The 17,357-nt window shown below is 68.3% G+C and carries 16 protein-coding genes; 3 read left to right on the top strand and 13 right to left on the bottom strand.

Annotated elements, in window-relative coordinates; all coding sequences use genetic code 11:
- Positions 1-2 precede the first annotated feature (2 nt).
- On the bottom strand, positions 3-2,327 hold the full coding sequence (gene aceA / locus G6N30_RS19830) for an isocitrate lyase ICL2 (protein WP_134059262.1): 2,325 nt from the start codon (positions 2,325-2,327) through the stop codon (positions 3-5).
- 102 nt (positions 2,328-2,429) lie between these two features.
- On the opposite strand from aceA, the gene G6N30_RS19825 reads away from it, so the two are divergent.
- Entirely contained in the window at positions 2,430-3,218 is a 789-nt protein-coding gene (locus G6N30_RS19825) for an SDR family NAD(P)-dependent oxidoreductase (RefSeq protein WP_134058294.1), read from the top strand.
- On the opposite strand, the gene G6N30_RS19820 is transcribed toward G6N30_RS19825, so the two are convergent.
- From G6N30_RS19820 to G6N30_RS19775, 10 genes are all read right to left on the bottom strand, one after another.
- Entirely contained in the window at positions 3,215-3,994 is a 780-nt protein-coding gene (locus G6N30_RS19820; RefSeq protein ID WP_134058292.1) for a GntR family transcriptional regulator, read from the bottom strand. The genes G6N30_RS19825 and G6N30_RS19820 overlap by 4 nt on opposite strands.
- A gap of 80 nt (positions 3,995-4,074) precedes the next feature.
- Positions 4,075-4,854 (bottom strand): 3-oxoacyl-ACP reductase FabG, encoded by a 780-nt coding sequence (gene fabG, locus G6N30_RS19815; protein WP_134058290.1) that lies wholly within the window; start codon positions 4,852-4,854, stop codon positions 4,075-4,077.
- Between the two features lie 36 nt (positions 4,855-4,890).
- Complete coding sequence (locus tag G6N30_RS19810) at positions 4,891-5,883, bottom strand: phosphotransferase enzyme family protein (RefSeq protein WP_134058288.1); 993 nt, start codon at positions 5,881-5,883, stop codon at positions 4,891-4,893.
- A complete protein-coding gene (locus G6N30_RS19805; protein WP_134058286.1) occupies positions 5,883-6,536 on the bottom strand; it encodes a microcompartment protein in 654 nt (217 codons plus the stop codon). The genes G6N30_RS19810 and G6N30_RS19805 overlap by 1 nt, the downstream gene beginning before the upstream one ends.
- Before the next feature lie 37 nt (positions 6,537-6,573).
- On the bottom strand, positions 6,574-6,855 hold the full coding sequence (locus G6N30_RS19800) for a BMC domain-containing protein (protein WP_059091216.1): 282 nt from the start codon (positions 6,853-6,855) through the stop codon (positions 6,574-6,576).
- 42 nt (positions 6,856-6,897) lie between these two features.
- Positions 6,898-7,158: a EutN/CcmL family microcompartment protein gene (locus G6N30_RS19795; protein ID WP_134058284.1), complete on the bottom strand. Its 261-nt coding sequence runs from the start codon at positions 7,156-7,158 to the stop codon at positions 6,898-6,900.
- Complete coding sequence (locus G6N30_RS19790) at positions 7,155-7,682, bottom strand: hypothetical protein (protein ID WP_134058282.1); 528 nt, start codon at positions 7,680-7,682, stop codon at positions 7,155-7,157. Before G6N30_RS19790 ends, G6N30_RS19795 begins: the two co-directional genes overlap by 4 nt.
- Positions 7,679-8,284 carry a BMC domain-containing protein gene (locus tag G6N30_RS19785; protein ID WP_134058280.1) on the bottom strand — a complete coding sequence of 202 codons (606 nt, stop codon included), beginning with the start codon at positions 8,282-8,284 and terminating at the stop codon, positions 7,679-7,681. Before G6N30_RS19785 ends, G6N30_RS19790 begins: the two co-directional genes overlap by 4 nt.
- A 3-nt stretch (positions 8,285-8,287) precedes the next feature.
- Entirely contained in the window at positions 8,288-9,808 is a 1,521-nt protein-coding gene (locus tag G6N30_RS19780; RefSeq protein ID WP_134059259.1) for an aldehyde dehydrogenase family protein, read from the bottom strand.
- Positions 9,809-9,831: 23 nt separating this feature from the next.
- Positions 9,832-11,109, bottom strand: a complete 1,278-nt coding sequence (locus G6N30_RS19775) for a class-III pyridoxal-phosphate-dependent aminotransferase (RefSeq protein WP_134059256.1) — start codon at positions 11,107-11,109, stop codon at positions 9,832-9,834.
- Between the two features lie 150 nt (positions 11,110-11,259).
- Here G6N30_RS19775 and G6N30_RS19770 point away from each other — a divergent pair, with 150 nt between their 5' ends.
- Positions 11,260-12,792 carry an APC family permease gene (locus G6N30_RS19770; protein WP_134058278.1) on the top strand — a complete coding sequence of 511 codons (1,533 nt, stop codon included), beginning with the start codon at positions 11,260-11,262 and terminating at the stop codon, positions 12,790-12,792.
- On the opposite strand, the gene G6N30_RS19765 is transcribed toward G6N30_RS19770, so the two are convergent.
- Together G6N30_RS19765 and G6N30_RS19760 are read right to left on the bottom strand one after the other, a co-directional pair.
- Positions 12,765-13,685, bottom strand: coding sequence for an alpha/beta hydrolase (locus tag G6N30_RS19765; protein WP_134058277.1), 921 nt, complete (start codon positions 13,683-13,685; stop codon positions 12,765-12,767). The two genes, G6N30_RS19770 and G6N30_RS19765, sit on opposite strands and share 28 nt — an antisense overlap.
- 107 nt (positions 13,686-13,792) lie before the next feature.
- Positions 13,793-15,961, bottom strand: coding sequence for an acyl-CoA dehydrogenase family protein (locus G6N30_RS19760; protein WP_134058275.1), 2,169 nt, complete (start codon positions 15,959-15,961; stop codon positions 13,793-13,795).
- A gap of 162 nt (positions 15,962-16,123) precedes the next feature.
- Here G6N30_RS19760 and G6N30_RS19755 point away from each other — a divergent pair, with 162 nt between their 5' ends.
- Positions 16,124-17,347 carry an alpha/beta hydrolase gene (locus G6N30_RS19755; protein ID WP_134058273.1) on the top strand — a complete coding sequence of 408 codons (1,224 nt, stop codon included), beginning with the start codon at positions 16,124-16,126 and terminating at the stop codon, positions 17,345-17,347.
- Positions 17,348-17,357 lie beyond the last annotated feature (10 nt).

The following is a 17,357-nucleotide window of genomic DNA, read 5'->3' as shown; positions in this document are numbered from 1 at the left end:
CGTCAGTCCTCCTTGCGGATCAGCCGCCCGAGCGCTTCCCGGTCGGAGGCCAGCAGTTCCTCGATGCGCTCGTGGTTGACGTCGGCGACGATGATCTCACCGACATCCTTGTGCACGTTGCTGAAGATGCCGTGCGACTTCATCTTCTCGGTCTGGTAGACGTTGTCGTCGGTCGGTGTCACGTAATACACGGCGTCGGCCTTGAAGCGGTGCACCAGCCACAGGTGCACCAACGTCATCAGCCGCTTCTGGCGCAGCTTCTCGGCGTAGGTGTTCTGGTCGCGCACCGTGAGGATGCTGCGGCCGTACCGGTCCTTGATCGGGTCGACGAGCACGTCGGCGAGTTTCTCCTCACCGCCGGATCGCTCGCCGTAGATACCGAGCTCCAGCACCTCCCCGCCGGCGCGCCGCGGCCGCAGCTGCACCCGCAGCTTCTCCCCGAGCTGATAGTGCTCACTCCACAGCGCCAGCCAGTCCTCCAGCAGCTTCTTGGGCACCTCGGTCTGCACCAGATGCTGATGCTGGGTGGAACCCTTACCCATCGCCTTGGTGGTGGCGGTACGGCCCGACGACGCCAGCAGCGCCGCATCGCTTCGCGGCCCGCCGACCAGCGTCTGCGGTGTGCGATAGGGGGATTCGACCAGCCGCATCTTTCGCTGCAGGCGCGCCAGTGCCAGCATGCCGTCCTGTCGCAGCGCGGTCGCGAACTCCTCGGAGGCGACGCCGTCGACCTGGTGCCCGCCGTAGGTGATGAAGTTGAAGACGAAGCCCATCTTGCCGAGCTCCTCGGGGAACGCCCGCATGTCCTCGTCGGTCATCCCGGTGGTGTCCCAGTTGAACGACGGCGACAGGTTGTAGGCAAGCATCTTGTCGGGGAATTCGGCGTGGATGGCCTCGGCGAACTCCCGGGCGTCGGCGAGGTCGGCCGTCTTGGTCTCCATCCACAGGATGTCGGCGAACGGCGCGGCGGCCAGCTGTTTGGCGATCGCGTACGGAATACCGCCGCGCAGTTGGTAATAGCCCTCGGGCGTCTTGGCCAGTTCGCAGTCCCAGGCCACGTCGACGCCGAGCTCCCTGGCCTTCTTGCCTGCGGTGTACAGCGACGCCCGCTTGGCGAATTGCTGCCACTCGTCGACGCCCATCGCGTACGCCTCGCCGTCGCCCTCGGCGAACTCCAGCCGCGCCGCCACCGCCTCGGCGTACGTCTTGAGCCCGGCGTCCTCCTCCCACGCGGCGATGAACTGCGACTCGACGTCGTCGTAGAGCGCGTCGTTGGTCGGGTCGCCGTCCGAACGCCACTGCTCGACGGCCTTGGCGATCACGTCGGCGATGCCGTGGCGCTCCAGCCAGGCCCTGGCGGTCGCGTACTCGCCCTCGGGCAGCCAGTACAGCAGATGGCCGTTGAGCGCGGTGACACCCGCGTCGTAGAAGCTGCGCATCATCGCCAGGAAGCACGACTTGTACGACGGGATCGACAGATTCGTCGCGCCGAGCAGGAACGGCTGATCGCGTTCGTCGGCACGGCTGTCGATCAGGTTGGCCGCCTCGGCGTCGGTGCGGGCCACGATGATGCCGGGCACCCCCATGATGTCGAGCTGGAAGCGGGCGGTGTTGAGCCGTTTGATCTGTTCGTCCGACGGCACCAGCACCTTGCCGCCCTGATGGCCGCACTTCTTGGTGCCGGGACGCTGGTCCTCGATGTGGTAGCCGGGCACACCGGCCTCGACGAACCGGCGAATCAGGTTGCGCACGTGCGGATCACCGCCATGGCCGGTGTCGGCGTCGGCGATGATGAACGGCCGGAAGTCGTAGACCGGCGTGCTCGCCCTCTGTTCGGGGCTCATCCGCAGCCGCAGGTAGTTCTGGTTGCGGTCGGCGGTGAGCAGCGCGCGCACCAGACCCGCGGCCTCGTCGGGCACCTGGCTGAGCGGATAGCTGGCCAGATCGGGCCCGGGATCCTCGTCGGTGGACCCCTTCGCCGACGTCGCCCACCCGCCGAGGTAGATGCCCTCGATGCCGACGCGTTTCATCGTGACGGCCTGGCCGGGGGAGTAGGGGCCGAAGGTCGTGATGCTCTTGCCCTCGGCGAACAGTTCGCGAAGCCGCGGGTAGAAGGCCGTCGCCGCCTCCCGGGCCACGGTGTAATCGACGGGGATCGTGCCGCGCTGCTCGACGACCTGCCGGGCCGTGTAGAGGCGGGTGATGCCCTCGAACCGCGGGCTGTCGAAATAGCGCTGGGTGTCGGCGACGTCCTGGTCGAACGCCGTTTGGGCGTGAGATGCCGGGGCCTGAGTTTCCGCGTGGATGGTCACGGTGGCGCTCCTCATCGAGCAGTTGTTCCCGGCTCCGCGATCCAGAGCCGTCATGTGCCCGACGATACGACGGTCGGTGCGCGTCGGTGGTTACGTTGGACCAATGAAGGAGAAACGATGAAGCTCGCCGGATACACCGCACTCGTCACCGGTGCCAGTGGCGGTATCGGCGAGGAGTTCGCCACCCGCCTGGCCGCCGACGGGGCCTCGCTGATCCTCGTCGCACGCCGCACCGAGCGGCTCGAGGAGTTACGCGGCCGCCTGCTCGAACACCACCCCGGTATCACCGTCGACATCCTGTCGGCCGATCTCGCGGTCCCGGGAGCGGCCGCCGACGTCGTCGGTCAGGTCGAGTCCCTCGGCCGCCACGTCGACGCACTGATCAACAACGCGGGCATCGGTCTGCACGGGCGGTTCGCCGAACAGGACCCTGCCGCCAACGCCGCGCAGATCCAGCTGAACTGCATCACCCTGGTGGAACTGACCGGGCGTCTGCTGCCGGCGATGATCGCCGCCGAACGCGGTGTCGTCATCAACGTCGGATCGACAGCGGGGTTCCAGCCGGTGCCCAGCATGGCGGTCTACGGGGCCACCAAAGCGTTCGTGCTGTCATTCACCGAGGCGCTGTGGCAGGAGACGAGAGGAACAGGGGTCAAGGTGCTGACGCTGTGCCCGGGCGCCACGGAGACCGAGTTCTTCGACCGCACCGGCAAGAGCTTCATGACCCGCGGCCGTCAGACCTCCGCGCAGGTGGTCGACACCGCACTCAAGGCGCTCGACCGGCCGTTCCCCACCGTGGTGTCCGGACTGCACAACCGCCTCCTCGCGCTCGGCTATCGGGTGGCGCCGCGACCGGTGCTGGCGATGGTGTCCGAGCAGCTGATGAAGGCCACCGGACAGGGTTAGACGGCGAGCTGGCTCTGCAGCGTCACCGAGGCGGTGTTGGCGTCCCGGGCGCCGAGGCCCTTCCCGATTCCTCGGCCCTGCGCGGTGACCGCGAGGTAGATGCGGTCGCCGCGGAACAGGTCGCGGGAGAACTCGCACGGCATCCCGGAACTGTCGTAGGTGACCCGCGTGATCAGCAGCAGCGCGGACTTGGGCTTCACCCCGAGCAGCGACGCCTCGGTGCTGGTGGCGGTCACCGCCTCGATGCGTTCATCGGCCCGCCCGGGCACCAGGCCGTAGCGGCTCTCCAGGATCTCGTAGATCGAACCGCCGAGCTGCTGTTCGAGCAGCCCGGGGAAGGCGTCGGCGGGAAACTGGGCCAGCTCCAACGAGATCGGTGAGCCGTCGGCCAGCCGCAGCCGCTGGATCTCGACGACGAAGTCGCTGGGCTGCAACCGCAGCGCGGCCTGGGTGGCGTCGTCGACCGGGGCGATCTTGGTGGACAGCACCCGGGTGCCGGCCACGTAACCCTGGTTGGCCAGGAACGCCGGCACGCCGACCACGTCGGCGAGGTTGCGTTCGACCTGGCCGTGGCTGATGAAGATGCCGCCCGCCCGCCCGATCACCCGGTGCACCAGGCCGGCCTCCTCCAGCGCCGCCAGCACCTGTCGCAGGCTCGATCGGCTGGTGCCGTACCGGTCGGCGAGGTCGCGTTCGCTGCCCAGTTTCGCCCCGGGCACACCGGCGTTGATGTCGGCCACGATCCGGCGCCGCAACTCCTCGCTGTGCGTCGGCACCGGCTGACCTCCCAATGTCGAGGTGATGTCGAAACGAATTGGTAGAACCAATTCTAGCGGCCGCCCGCCGGCCGTCCGGGCTACAACTCGGCGATCGCCTGATGCGACTCGGGCAGGATCTGCCCGCCGTCGACGATCAGGCTCTGACCGGTGATGTAGGAGGCCTCATCGGTGGCGAAGAACAGCGCGGCGTTGCCGATGTCGGCCACGCTGCCCAGCCGGCCTGCGGGGATCGCCGCGGCCATCTGGTTCATGTAGTCCTCGCCCATGTCGACCAGGCCCTCGGTGATGATGTTGCCCGGCAGCACCGCGTTGATGGTGATGCGCTTGGGGGCGAGTTCCATTGCCGCCGTGCGGATGAACCCGAGCTGCGCGGACTTGCTCGCCCCGTAGTGCGACCAGCCGGGATATCCGGTGACGGGTCCGGTGATCGACGAGGTGACGATGACGCGGCCGTGGCCGCTGGCTGTCAACGCCGCGAGCGCGGCCTGCACGATGTAGACGGTGCCCTTGAAATTCACGGCCAGCACCTGCTCGATGTCCTCGGGGGTGAGTTCCTCGAGCCGGCCGGACGGGAAGATGCCGGCGTTGGCGCACACGATGTCGAGGGCGCCGTGTCGCTCGACGGTGGTGTCGACCACGCGCCGGCAGTCGGCCGGGTCGGCCACGTCGGCGGCGACGCCGCTGACCTTGCCGGCCTTGCCGCTCAGATCGGCGACGGTGGTGTCGATGTCGGCCTGGTTGCGGCCGGTGATGACCACGTCGACGCCGGCGTCGGCGAATGTCTCGGCGATTCCTCGGCCGATGCCCTTGCTGCCGCCGGTGACGATCGCGGAACGGCCCTGCAGTGAGGTGAACATTGTGCGATTCCTAGGGGGTAGAGGGGAGGGGCCGGGTCAGGCCAGTCGCTGGCCGTTGGTGCTGAGATAACGTTCGGCCAGCGCGCAGCTGCCCGCGGCGTAGCTGATGGCTTTGGACTTCGATTCCTTGGAGTGGCTGTGGGTGCCCATCCAGGCCAGCAGCAGCAGCCGCCGCAGGAACACGAACGAGGCCAGCATGTCCTCGTCGGCCTGGGTCATCGGACGGCGGCTGCGGTAGCCCGCGACCCAGGAGGCCTGCCACTCGGGCAGCGCGGGATCGTCCTCCATGAACGAGACCGCGGTGCCGAAATCGTAGAAGAACCAGCCGAATCCGCAGTCGTCGAAGTCGATGACGGTGATGGTGGGCGGATCGACGAGCAGGTTGGCCAACCGCAGGTCGGCGTGGATGAGCCCGTACCGGTCCGGGCCGGTCCCGTATTCGGAGAGCCGCCGCTGCAGCAGATCCTGGGCGCGTTCGAGCAGGTGGCTCTCCTCCGGGCCGACGCCCTCGGCGTCGTGCCAGCGGCCCCAGCGGGGGTCCTCACCCAGGCAGTTCGCCCAGTCCCACGAGAACCGGTCGAAACCCTGCGGGCGGGTCCATGACCGGGAATGGTCGTGCAGGGCCGCGGTGATCCGGCCGAGGGTGCGGAAATCGTCGAGTGTGACCGTGCCCTCGTCGGGTTCCGCGCCGGCCACCATGTCGAAATGCACGACGTGGCGCGGGGTTCCGTTGGCGTCGATGGTGACCACACGCCTGCCGTCGCGGGCGGGCAGCACCGTCGGCACCGTGACGTCGCTGTCCCGGCGCAGCGCGGCGAGCCAGTCGAGCTCGGATTCGATCTCGTGCGGGCGGTGGTAGTTCTGCCGGTGCACCCGCAGGATCGATTTGGCGCCGCTGTCGGCGTCCTCGACCAGATAGGTGGCGTTCTCCGACAGGTTCAGCAGCCGCAGCGTGGACGTCGGTGGCAGGTCGTAGTCGGCCAGTGCACGTTCGGCCACGTCGATGTCGTCGGCGATGACCTCCGCCATCAGTGATCGCGCCCTTCGATCGCGGCGAGCACCGAGGTGATGCGGTCGCGCGCGGTCGTGACGTCCGCGACCGAGCCGCCGATGTAGAGGCGGCCCGCCGCGCCGATCATCTGCACGTCGACCACGGTCAGCCCAGGAGCGGCCCGTTCGGCCTCGTTGGCGGCGACCGCCGCGAACAGGGCCGGCGTCATCTCGTACACCAGCAGGGACTGGCCGGGCAGGATCATCGAGGCCTGTCGGTTGCGGTTGAGGATCACCGCGTGCTGGTCGGTGATGTCCTCGATGATGTCGTGGTAGAGCACCCGCGGCCGCAGCTGGTCACTGGCCTTGTTGCCGGTGCCGGAGAGGATCGCCTCGCCGGCGCGACGGACGTCGGACAGGTTGCCGGAGTGGATCTCCAGGACGCCGAACTGACGCTCGACGTAGAGGATTCCGGGCTGGATGCCGGGGACCTCACGCAGCGCCAGGTCGATCACCCGCTCGATGGCCAGCGCCGGGGACACCTCGACGATGAGCGCGTGCTCACCCTCGTAGGGCGGGTATCCCCTGGCGCGGGTCGGTGTACCGAGATAGGCGGCGAACTGCCGTTGCAGATCCTCAACCAGCAGGTAGACGCGAATGTCGGTGCGCGTCTCCGAAGCCGTCGCGGGCATGGCCGTCACTTCCTTACGAGATGGTGCGGCAGGGAGATTACTGAGCGGAGACGGCGAAGTGTGCGCCGAGCTCGCTGTGCGGCCGCGGGATGACGTGGACGCTGACGAGCTCGCCGACCTGCGATGCCGCCTCGGCGCCCGCCTCGGTGGCGGCCTTCACCGCGCCGACCTCACCGGTGACGATGACCGCGACGAGGCCGTCGCCGACCTGCTGACGGTCGGTGATGGTGACGTTGGCCGCCTTGACCATGGCGTCGGCCGCGGCCAGCGCTGCTACGTAGCCCTTGGTCTCGATGAGACCGATTGCGTTGCTGGGCATTGTTTTTCTCCTCTATCTCTCTGTCTATCCTCGTGGTGTCCGTCAGCGCGCTTCTGCGGAGCTGGGGTCGTCGATGGAACCGATGATGAGTGCGTCGACGGGCGGCGGGGTTCCGGTGAACCAGTTGGCGGCGACCGATCCCTGGGCGATCAGCACCCGCTCGCCCACACCGCTGCCGAGCACGTCGAAGGCGATCATCCGGCTGCTGGAACCGTCCACCTCGACTTCGAGGAAGGCTCCGGCCGGGATGCCGTCGATCCGGCGGGTGGACCACACGTTTCCGGTCACGGTCGCGGCAATCATCTGCGCTTCTCCTTCTCGATCGTCACCCCGAGTGCCCTGGCTTTCTCCCGCGCCAGCGGCGTCAGCACCGCGCGCGGGCCCAGCACCAGCGACGCACCTGCGGCGGCCACGTCGGCGATGTGCCGTTCGGTGACGGCGCCGCTGTCGATGCGCTGGGACGCACCGCGTCCGCTGGTGGTGGCACCGGCGAGCCGGAAGGTCAGCCGGCCCGCCTTGAGATCCGCACGGGCCTTGGGGTTCTCGAACAGTTTGAGCAGGGTGCGGACGAAGGCGTCCAGTTCGCGATCGCTGGTCAGTCGCACCGACTCGGCGCGGTGCTTCTGGTCGGCGTTGAGCGGACCGCTGGGCGTGACACCGAACTGGTCGGCCACCGTCTGCACCGGCGGAGGTGCAGGGGCCGGGGCCGGGGCCGGGGGAGCCGGCGCCTTCGATGCGCCGCCGTTCTTCACCGCGAGGTCCTTGACGGCATCGCGGACGACTTCCCTCACCAGGGCGCGCAATTCGGCGCGGTCGAGGGTGCTCACGCGGTGCTCCGGGCGAGGGCGTCCTGAGCGGCCTCGGCGGCCTGGCGGATGTCGGCCTCGGTGCCGGACAGGTAGACCCGGCCGGTGGCGCCGATCATCCGGAAGTCGACGACCTTGATGTCGGCGGCCTTCTCGGCCTCGTTGGTCGCCAGGATCGCATACGACGCCGGGGCGACCTCGAGCACGAACAGCGATTCGCCGGCGAGCACCATGGACCCGATCTTGTTGCGGTTGATCAGGAATGCGTGCTGGTGGTCGATGCTGGAGATGATGCGCGAGGCCAGGATCGTGGGCCGCACCGCGGAGTCGAGGTCCTGGCCCAGGGATTCGAGCGCGGCGTCGGCGGCGGCCTTCACCGCACCGGTCTCACCGTGGAACTCGAGGTAGCCGAACTGCCGCTCGACCACCAGGACTCCGGCCTTGACCTCGGCATGCTTGAGCGCGACATCGGTGATGCCCTCGATGTCCAGACCGGGGGCCACCTCGATGATCTGGGCCGCCATGCCAGCCCGCGGCAGCGCACCCTTGATCCAGGTGCCCAGATACGACATCGTCTGCGGCTGCAGCCGGTCGATGAAGATGAAGGAACGCAGTTCAGCCACGACTCACCTCTTGATCAGTTGTGCGAGCTCTTCGACGACCAGCGCCCGCAGTTCGGCCCGCAGCGCCTCGATGCTCGGGTCGGCCGGGCGGCGGACCGGCTGGGCGCCGCGGGACGCGGACACCGGCGGTGCGTCGCGATCGTTGGAGGGCCGGGGGTATTCGGGCACCGGGCCCGCCGGCGACCGCCACGGGTCGATGCCGGCGAAACTCGGCATGACGACGCCCGGTGCGCTGTTGTAGGCGATGCGGGCCCAGTTCATGAGATTGTCCGGGCGCAGGTTCTCGCCGATCGAGCTGCGGCCGACGAAGCCGGTGCCGATGGTCATCGACGGCGCCAGGTTCGTCTCCAGACCCGAGCTGCCGGTGCTGTTGCCGACGTTGACCGACACCCGCAACACCGGTACCTGCGTTGCGAATTCGGTGATGACAGCGGAGTTCTCGCTGTGGATGGCCGCCGAGTGGCCGGCGCCGCCGATGCGCACCACCGCGCGGGCGGCGCGAATGCCGCGGGCCGCGTCGGGCACGGTCGTCATCCCGATCACCGGTGAGAGCTTCTCGTGTGCCAGCATCTCCTCGCTGATCACGTGCGCGAACGGGGCGACGAGCACACGGGTCTTGGGGGTCACCCGGATGCCGGCCTGCGCGGCGATCCACGCGGCGTCGCGGCCGACGACGTCGGTGTTGAGGTGGCCGTCGGTGAACATGTACGCGCGCAGTCGGTCGGTGGCGTCGGCGTCGAGGATGTGGGCGCCTGCGCGGGTGAGCGCTGCGCGCAGCGCGTCGGCGATCGACTCCTCGGCGATCAGCACCGATTCGTTGGTGCACAGCACGGAGTTGTCGAACGCCTTGCTGTCGACAATGCGTTTGGCGGCCGCGTTGACGTCGGCGCTGGCGTCGACGAGGACGGGCACGTTGCCGGGTCCGACGCCGAGCGCCGGAGTGCCCGACGAGTACGCCGCGCGCACCACACCGGTGCCGCCGGTGGCGACGATGACGTCGGTGCGTTCGTCGGCCATCAACGCCTCGACCAACGGGATCGACGGCTCCTCGACCACCTGGACGATGCCGGCGGGCGCGCCTGCCGCGATCGCGGCCTCGGCGAGTAGGTGCGCCGCGTCGGCCGAGCACTGCTTGGCACGCGGATGGGGCGCCACCACGACGGCATTGCGGGTCATCAGTGCCAGCAGCACCTTGAAGTACACGGTGGAGACGGGGTTCGTGGTCGGGGTCAGCGCGAGCACCACACCCGCGGGCCGCGGGATCTCGACGATCTTGTTGACGGCGTCCACCCGCGGCGAGACGAAGTCCTGACCGCGGTAGTAGTCCACGATGCCGCGGGAGCAGGCCTGGTTCTTGACCACCTTGTCCGCGACGACGCCCATCCCGGTCTCGGCGACGGCCTCGGCGGCGAAACGTTCCGCGGCGCCGTACGCGGCGTCGGCCACCGCGGTGACGATGGCCTCGACGGCGGTCTGGTCGTAGTCGGCGTAGGCCCGTGCCGCCCACCGGGCGCGCTCGAGCATGTGGCCCGCTGCAGCGAAGCTGGTCACGGTCGTCCCTTCCTGGCTGCGGTCATCGCCCGGCCCACCGCGACCTCGAGCCGGTCCAGCACGTCCTCACACAGGTCGCGGCCGAGCAGCAGGCCCGGTTTGAACTGCAGCACACGGGGATCCAGCGTCGAGAAGATCGCCCACACCCCGTTCTCGTAGAGTTCGCGCATCACGAACTTCGCGCCCTCGGGGTGGTCGAACTCCAACCCGATCACCACGCCGTTCTGCCGGATGCCGATGAACCAGTCCGGGTAGTCGGCCTGGATGCGGCGCAGCCCGGCGTCGAAGATGTCGGCGATGTAGTGCACCATCGACCGCACCTCGGGCCGGGTGGTGATCTCGAGGGTCTTGATCGCCGCGACGCAGCCCAGTTCGGCGCCGCCGAAGGTGGAGATGTGGGCGAATCCATCCTGGTCGAGCCACTGCGCGGCGCGCTCACCCAGCAGCGCCGCGGTGATCGGGTAGACGCCGCCGGACAGCCCCTTGCCGGTGACCAGGATGTCGGGTTCGATGCCGTGTTTGGTGATGGCCCACAGTTCACCGGTGCGCATCAGCCCGGTCTGCACCTCGTCCGCGATGTACAGGGCGCCGTACTTGTGGGTCAGCGCGAAGACCGCTTCGAGGTAACCCGGTGGGGGCAGCGGGAATCCGTACGTCGCGGGGATCGTCTCCATGATGACCGCGGCGACGTCGTTGCCCGACAGTGCCTTCTCCATCGCGGCGACGTCGCCGAAGGGCACCTGGATGAACTCGTCGGGGCGGTCGGAGAGGAACAGCTTCGCGAAACGCTCGTCACCGGTCGCGACGGCCAGGCCCGTGTGACCGTGGTACGCCTTGATGATCGAGACGATCTTGCGGCGTCCGGTGGCGTGGCGGGCGCTCTTGAGCGCGATGTCGATGGCCTCGCCGCCGCCGGATCCGAAGGCCACTTTGCTGATCGAATCGGGTGCGGTCTCCACCAGTCGCTGCGCCAGCGCGGTGCGGGCGACCGACGGGAAGTGGTGGTTACCGACGTCGAAGATCTCCATGCCCTGCGAAACGGCTTGCATCACTTCGGGATTGCGGTGGCCCAGGTTGTAGGTGCCGCCGTTGAGGTGCATGTCGATGAGCCGGCGTCCGCTCATGTCCCACAGGAAATAGTCCTCCCTGCGGTCGATGACCAGATCGACGCCTGCGTCGGTCCAGAATTGGGTCTTGTCCGGATTCCAGAACGCCTTCGCCCGATCCAGCACCTGAGTCTTGGACTCGAACGAGAACGTGCCGTAGTCGTACACGCGGCCCACCGTAAAAGGTTCAAACCATTTATGTCAATGGTTCATGCCAGCGGTTGCGAGGACCTATTGGTAGTGCCAATATACGTAGCGGTCCCGATGTGGCTCAGGCCACACAGGCCTCCCCTTGGCAAGCAGGAAGGCATCCCGTATATGGCGGATCAAGCCGTTACACCAGAGAAAACCCCAGCTCAGGGCGTGCAGCGACTGAAGCGCAACGCCGTGGGCACCCTCGGCGTGATCTTCATGGCGGTAGCGACCGCGGCGCCGATCACCGCAATGGTCGGCAACGTGCCGATCGCCGTGGGCTTCGGAAACGGTTCCCACGCCCCGGCCGGGTACCTCGTCGCAACCATTGTGCTCGGCCTCTTCGCGATCGGTTACGCGACGATGGCCAAGCACATCACTGCCACCGGCGCCTTCTACGGCTACATCAGCCACGGGCTCGGCCGCATCGTCGGCATGGCCAGCGGCCTGCTGATCACGATGGCCTACATCGTCTTCGAGGCGTCGCTGATCGGCATCTTCGCGTTCTTCTTCAAGAACTTCATGTCGTCACAGTTCGGCGTGGACGTTCACTGGATCATCCCCGCGCTGCTGATGCTGGCGCTCAACGCGATCCTGACCTACTTCGACGTCAACCTGACGGCGAAGGTGCTCGGCGTCTTCCTGGTCACCGAGATCGTCATGCTCGCCCTCGGTGCGCTCGCCGTGCTGTTCCAGGGCGGCGGCCCCGAGGGCTTCGCGGTGGCCGATACGCTGAACCCGATCGGCGCGTTCACTCCCGCCGCGATTGCCGGCGCCAGCGCCGGACTCGGCCTGTTCTTCGCGTTCTGGTCGTGGGTCGGTTTCGAGTCGACGGCGATGTACGGCGAGGAGTCCAAGGATCCGAAGCGGATCATCCCCCGCGCCACCATGATCGCCGTGCTCGGCGTCGGCCTCTTCTACGTCTTCGTGTCGTGGATGGCGATCGCGGGCACCGGGCCGTCGAAGTCGCTCGAACTCGCCCAGGATGCCAACACCTCGTCGGAGATCTTCTTCGGACCGGTGCGCAGCACCTACGGCGAGTGGGCGATCACGCTGTTCAACATCCTCTTGGTGACCGGTTCGTTCGCCTGCGGTATGGCGTTCCACAACTGCGCGTCGCGTTACCTGTACGCACTGGGGCGTGAGGGCCTGTCGAGCGGTCTGCAGAAGACGCTGGGCGCCACCCACCACAAGCACGGTTCGCCCTACATCGCCTCGTTCGTGCAGAGCGGTATCGCACTGGTGCTGATCCTGGCGTTCTTCGCCGCGGGTATGGATCCGTACGTGCACCTGTACACGCTGCTGGCGATCCTGGGCACCATGGCGATCCTGATCGTGCAGTCGCTGTGCGCGTTCGCCGTCATCGCCTACTTCCACTTCCACAAGGAACACCCGTCCAGCGCCCACTGGTTCAAGACGTTCCTGGCACCGCTGCTCGGCGGGATCGGCATGCTCTACGTCGTGTACCTGCTGTGGGAGCACAAGGAGTCGGCGGCCGGTACCGCTTCGGGCACACTGCTGTTCAAGCTCACGCCGTGGATCGTGGTGGGAATCTTCGTGATCGGCGCGGCGCTCGCCACGTACTTCAAGTACCGCGACGCGCGCCGTTACGACCTGATCGGCCGGATCGTCTACGACGAAGCCGAAATCCGCGACTGACGTTCGGTGAAGGCCTGCCGGAGGGTGTCGCACTGGCTTCGGAAGAACGCCCGCGACACGTCGGCCTTCGGCAGGATCCCGTCGAATCCGTGGAAGGCGCCCTGGACCACCTCGACCTGGCATGGCACGCCGGCGGCACGCAGCCGCTCGGCGTACACCAGATCCTCGTCGTGGAACAGGTCCAGGGTGCCGACCCCGATCCACGCGGGCGGCAGCCCGGCGAGATCCTCGCGGCGGGCCGGGACCGCGACGTCGCGGTCGGCGTCGGCGAGATAGGCCGACCAGCCGAACCGGTTGGAGGCCTGATTCCACAGCCGGTGGCCGGGGTTGTCCAGACCGTGACGATCGACGGTGCGGTCGTCGATCATCGGATACACGAGAAGCTGTGCCACCGGCTCGATTTCACCGCGGTCGCGGGTCATCAGAGCAAGCGACGCCGCCAGCCCACCGCCGGCGCTGGCGCCGCCGATCGCCACGCGTTGCGGATCCACCGACGGCAGCCGCGCCAACCACGTCAGCGCGGCATAGCAGTCCTCCACGGGTGTCGGGTAGGGGTGTTCGGGCGCCAGCCGGTAATCGACTGAGACGACGGCGATTCCGAGTTCACGGCTGAACCGGCGGCACAGTTCGTCGTCCTGCGCCGCGGTGCCGATGATGTAGCCGCCGCCGTGGATCCACAGCAGCGCGGGTGCGGGTACCGGCACACCGGTCGGCCGGAACAGCCGCACGCGCACGCCCGAGCCGAGCGTGAGCTCCTCGACGTCCTGCGGCGTGCGCTTGCCCTGCAGCCGCGTCACCATCCGCAGGACCGGCAGTGTCACCGGGGTGACCACCTGTCGCGGGATGTAGCGGGCGACCTTGCGGAGGTCGGGGTGGAAGTCGGGCGTCACCATCCGACCAGTATTACCGCACCGCCACACGCCGAGACTGCGGTGAGATCACCGTTTCGACGAATTTCGTGATCTCACCGCAGTCTCGGCGGTGGTCGACGCACCACGAATCACCGCAGCAGCGGGTCGCGCGGCAGCCCGAGGATGCGCTCGGCGATCGTGTTGCGGGTGATCTCCGACGTGCCGCCCGCGATCGTCATCGCCCGGTTGCCGAGATAGGTGCGGGTCAGCTCCGGGGTGTGGCCCACCACGGCGGCGGTGCCCGCGAGGTCCATCCCCAGCTCGGTCAGCCGTTGCGACTGCTCGGCCACCAGGAGTTTGGTGACGTTGCCCTCGGGTCCGGGTTCGGCACCGGCGATGGCGCGGCTGGCGCGGCGCAGGTTGAGCAGCCGCAGCGTATGCGCCTCCGCGATCACCGCACCCACGCGGCGCACGTTTGCGGCGGCGACGTCGGCCGGCGCGCTGTCGAGCAGTGTCACCAGGTCGTCGGCGGAGAACCCGGTCGGCGCGCCGGATCCGCCGCCGATCGAGATCCGCTCGTTGCCCAGCGTCGCGCGGGCCACCAGCCAGCCGCGGTTGATCTCACCGACCACGTCGGCGTCGGGCACGAACACGTCGTCGAAGAACACCTCGTTGAAGTGCGCGTCGCCGGTGATGCCGCGCAGTGGGTTCACCGTCACGCCGTCCGCGGACATGTCGATGGCCATCATCGTCACGCCCGCGTGTTTGGGCGCGTCAGGATCGGTGCGCACGGTCGCCAGTCCCCACTGACACATGTGCGCCAGGCTCGTCCACACCTTCTGGCCGGTGACCCGCCACCCGCCCTCGACCCGCTTGGCTGCCGTCCGCACCGCCGCGGCGTCGGATCCGGCGCCCGGTTCGGAGAACAGCTGGCACCACATCGTCTCTCCGCGCAGCACCGGTTCGACCCAGCGTGCGCGCTGTTCGTCGGTGCCGGCCTGGGCGATCGTGAGCGTCACCCATCCGGTGATCCCCATGTCGGGGATGTCGACGTCGCGGAACTCCTCCTCGATGACGAGTTGTTCGAGGGTGCCGGCGGCCCGTCCCCACGGTTTCGGCCAGTGCGGCACCAGATAGCCGGAGTCGACGAGGAAGTCGCGACGGCGTTCGGCGGGCAGGGCGCGCCATTCGGCGGCCGCGTCGCGGGCGGCCGCGCGGTACTCCTCGGCTTCGGCGGGCAGCGCGAATGTGGCGCCGTGCGCCTGCCCGGTGCGCTGGGCGGCGACGATGTCGACCAGCGGATCCGCCCCGTCGCCGAGGATCGCGGCCAATGAGCGCGCCCGTCGCAGGTACAGGTGGGCGTCGTGCTCCCACGTGTATCCGATCCCGCCGTGTAGCTGAATGTTGTTCTGCGCGAGGAAAACCGATGCCCGGATGGCATGTGATGCGGCGACGGCGGCGGCGAACCGTGCGCTGCCGAGGTCGTCAGCGCGCGCGGCGTCCCACACGGCCGCCGTGGTCTGCTCGATGTCGACGAGCATGTTCGCGGCGTGGTGTTTGACCGCCTGGAAGGTGCCGATGGTGCGGCCGAACTGTTCGCGGACCTTGGCGTACTCGAGGGCCATGTCCAGGCACGCCCACCCGACGCCCACCGCCTCGGCGGAGCCGAGGACGCGCAGCACGGTCCGCGCCGGCCCTGCCGCCCCGAAAAGCGTTCGGGCGGGCGATATGCGCACATCGCGCACGGTGACCGCGCCGACACTGCGGGTGGTGTCGATCCCGTCAAGCGTCCGGACGCTGACGCCCTCGCCGTGCGTGTCGAGCACCACCACGTCGTCACCCGCGACCAGCACCAGCAGGTCGGCATCCGGCGCACCCGGGACCGCGGGCCATTCGCCGGTCATCGATCCGTCGGCACCGGCGGTGCACGTGCCGGTCAGCCCCAGTGCGGCGACAGTGGTACCGCTCGAGAGCCCGGGCAGCAGTTCGGCGCGCAGCTCGTCGCCGGCGCACCGGTCGAGCACCACGGCGGCCGCCACAGTGGGCAGGAAGGGGCCGGGGGTCAGCTCGCGGCCCTGCGCCTCCAGCACGATCGCCAGCTCGGAGAGACCGAACCCCGCGCCGCCGAACTGTTCGGCCACCGCCAGACCGGGTAAGCCCAGGTCAGCGGCTGCGCGCCACAGCTCTGGAGGATGGGCCGGCCCGTCGCTCAGGGTGGCACGGGCAGCGGCCCGGGAACCCGACCGTTCGAGCCGGCCCAAAACGGAATCGGCGAGGGCGGTGTGGTCGTCGGTGATCGCCAGGGCGGTTCCGCGCACGTGACATCCTTTGCGGGTTTTGGGTTCGTCCGGCCGGGCCCCGACCTATAAGGGCCGGTCAGGGCCGGTGTGAGCGACATTACAAAATCGTTGCGCAAACAGTGGGTAGACAAGTTGACGATCTTGTCGTTTGACAGTTCGCTGCGGGGGTACAGTCGCGCCATGACGGTACGACCGGACACCCGGTATCCCGGTCCGACAATGTGGTCTCGCGCAAGGTGGTTGCTCAACGCCAAGCCTGCTGACCATATGCTCGCGATGAGTGTGGCCTCGGCATCGCTGCCGGTGGTCGGCAAGCACCTCGAACCCCTCGGCGCACTCGCCGCGATGGGGGTGTGGGGCTACCGCCAGATCCCTGAACTACTGTCCGCATCCGCCAAATCGTGGTTCGACCCCGGCAATGCCGAGGTTCGCCAGCGTGAGCGGGACATGACACACGCGGTGTCGGACGCGGCGCTGCGTGGTGTGGTGCCCGCAGCCGATCTCGCGATCGAATGGCCCGCGCCCGAGAAGGTGCCGCCGCTGTGGAAGACGTTCGAGCACCGCCGCAACGTGCACAAGTCCTCCGTGCGGTACGGACCGTTGCCCTCACAGCTGCTCGACGTGTGGCGTCCGAAGAAGCTGCCGACCGAACCGGCCCCGGTGCTGCTGTTCGTCCCCGGCGGGGCGTGGGTGCACGGCAGCCGCATGCTGCAGGGTTACGCGTTGATGTCGCACCTGGCCGAGATGGGCTGGGTCTGTCTGTCGATCGACTACCGGGTGGCGCCGCACCATCCCTGGCCGGCCCACCTGCACGACGTGAAGACCGCGATCGCGTGGGCGCGCGCGAACGTGGACAAGTTCGGTGGCGACCGCAATTTCGTTGCGATCGCGGGCACTTCGGCCGGCGGCCACCTCGCCGCGCTGGCCGGGCTGACCATCAATGACCCGGAGATGCAGTGCGAGCTGCCGGAGGGGTCGGATACCTCGGTGGACGCCGTGGTCGGCATCTACGGCCGGTATGACTGGGAGGACCGCTCGACCGCCGAGCGGGCCCGTTTCGTCGACTTCCTGGAGCGGGTCGTGGTGAAGCGCAAGATGTCCCGCCATCCCGAACTGTTCCGCAAGGCGTCGCCGATGGCGCAGGTGCACTCCGAGGCGCCGCCGTTCCTGGTCATCCACGGCACCGGTGACAGCGTGATCCCGGTGTGGCAGGCCCGCACGTTCGTCGAGAAGTTGCGCTCGAAATCGAGATCGGCGGTCAGCTACATGGAATTGCCCGGTGCCGGACATGGTTTCGACATGATCGACGGCGCCCGCACAGGGTCCATGGCAACCGCCATCGGCCTGTTCCTGAACCAGATTCATCGAAATCGAACCCTGGTCGGTGCACGAGAGGTTATATAGACGCCTCCGG

Origin of the sequence: Mycolicibacterium litorale (assembly GCF_010731695.1) — a bacterium.
GTDB classification, from domain to species: domain Bacteria; phylum Actinomycetota; class Actinomycetes; order Mycobacteriales; family Mycobacteriaceae; genus Mycobacterium; species Mycobacterium litorale.
The sequence above is the reverse complement of the archived record's forward strand: the minus strand, read 5'-3'. Positions and strand labels throughout refer to the sequence as shown.

Bases quoted from the DNA above. Each gene is read 5' to 3' on its own strand.
- G6N30_RS19810 (WP_134058288.1), bottom strand. From the start codon at position 5,883: ATGGCGGAGGTCATCGCCGACGACATCGACGTGGCCGAACGTGCACTG.
- G6N30_RS19795 (WP_134058284.1), bottom strand. From the start codon at position 7,158: ATGATTGCCGCGACCGTGACCGGAAACGTGTGGTCCACCCGCCGGATC.
- G6N30_RS19780 (WP_134059259.1), bottom strand. From the start codon at position 9,808: ATGCTCGAGCGCGCCCGGTGGGCGGCACGGGCCTACGCCGACTACGAC.
- G6N30_RS19770 (WP_134058278.1), top strand. From the start codon at position 11,260: ATGGCGGATCAAGCCGTTACACCAGAGAAAACCCCAGCTCAGGGCGTG.
- G6N30_RS19825 (WP_134058294.1), top strand. From the start codon at position 2,430: ATGAAGCTCGCCGGATACACCGCACTCGTCACCGGTGCCAGTGGCGGT.
- G6N30_RS19755 (WP_134058273.1), top strand. From the start codon at position 16,124: ATGACGGTACGACCGGACACCCGGTATCCCGGTCCGACAATGTGGTCT.
- G6N30_RS19765 (WP_134058277.1), bottom strand. From the start codon at position 13,685: ATGGTGACGCCCGACTTCCACCCCGACCTCCGCAAGGTCGCCCGCTAC.
- aceA (WP_134059262.1), bottom strand. From the start codon at position 2,327: ATGAGGAGCGCCACCGTGACCATCCACGCGGAAACTCAGGCCCCGGCA.
- G6N30_RS19800 (WP_059091216.1), bottom strand. From the start codon at position 6,855: ATGCCCAGCAACGCAATCGGTCTCATCGAGACCAAGGGCTACGTAGCA.
- fabG (WP_134058290.1), bottom strand. From the start codon at position 4,854: ATGTTCACCTCACTGCAGGGCCGTTCCGCGATCGTCACCGGCGGCAGC.
- G6N30_RS19805 (WP_134058286.1), bottom strand. From the start codon at position 6,536: ATGCCCGCGACGGCTTCGGAGACGCGCACCGACATTCGCGTCTACCTG.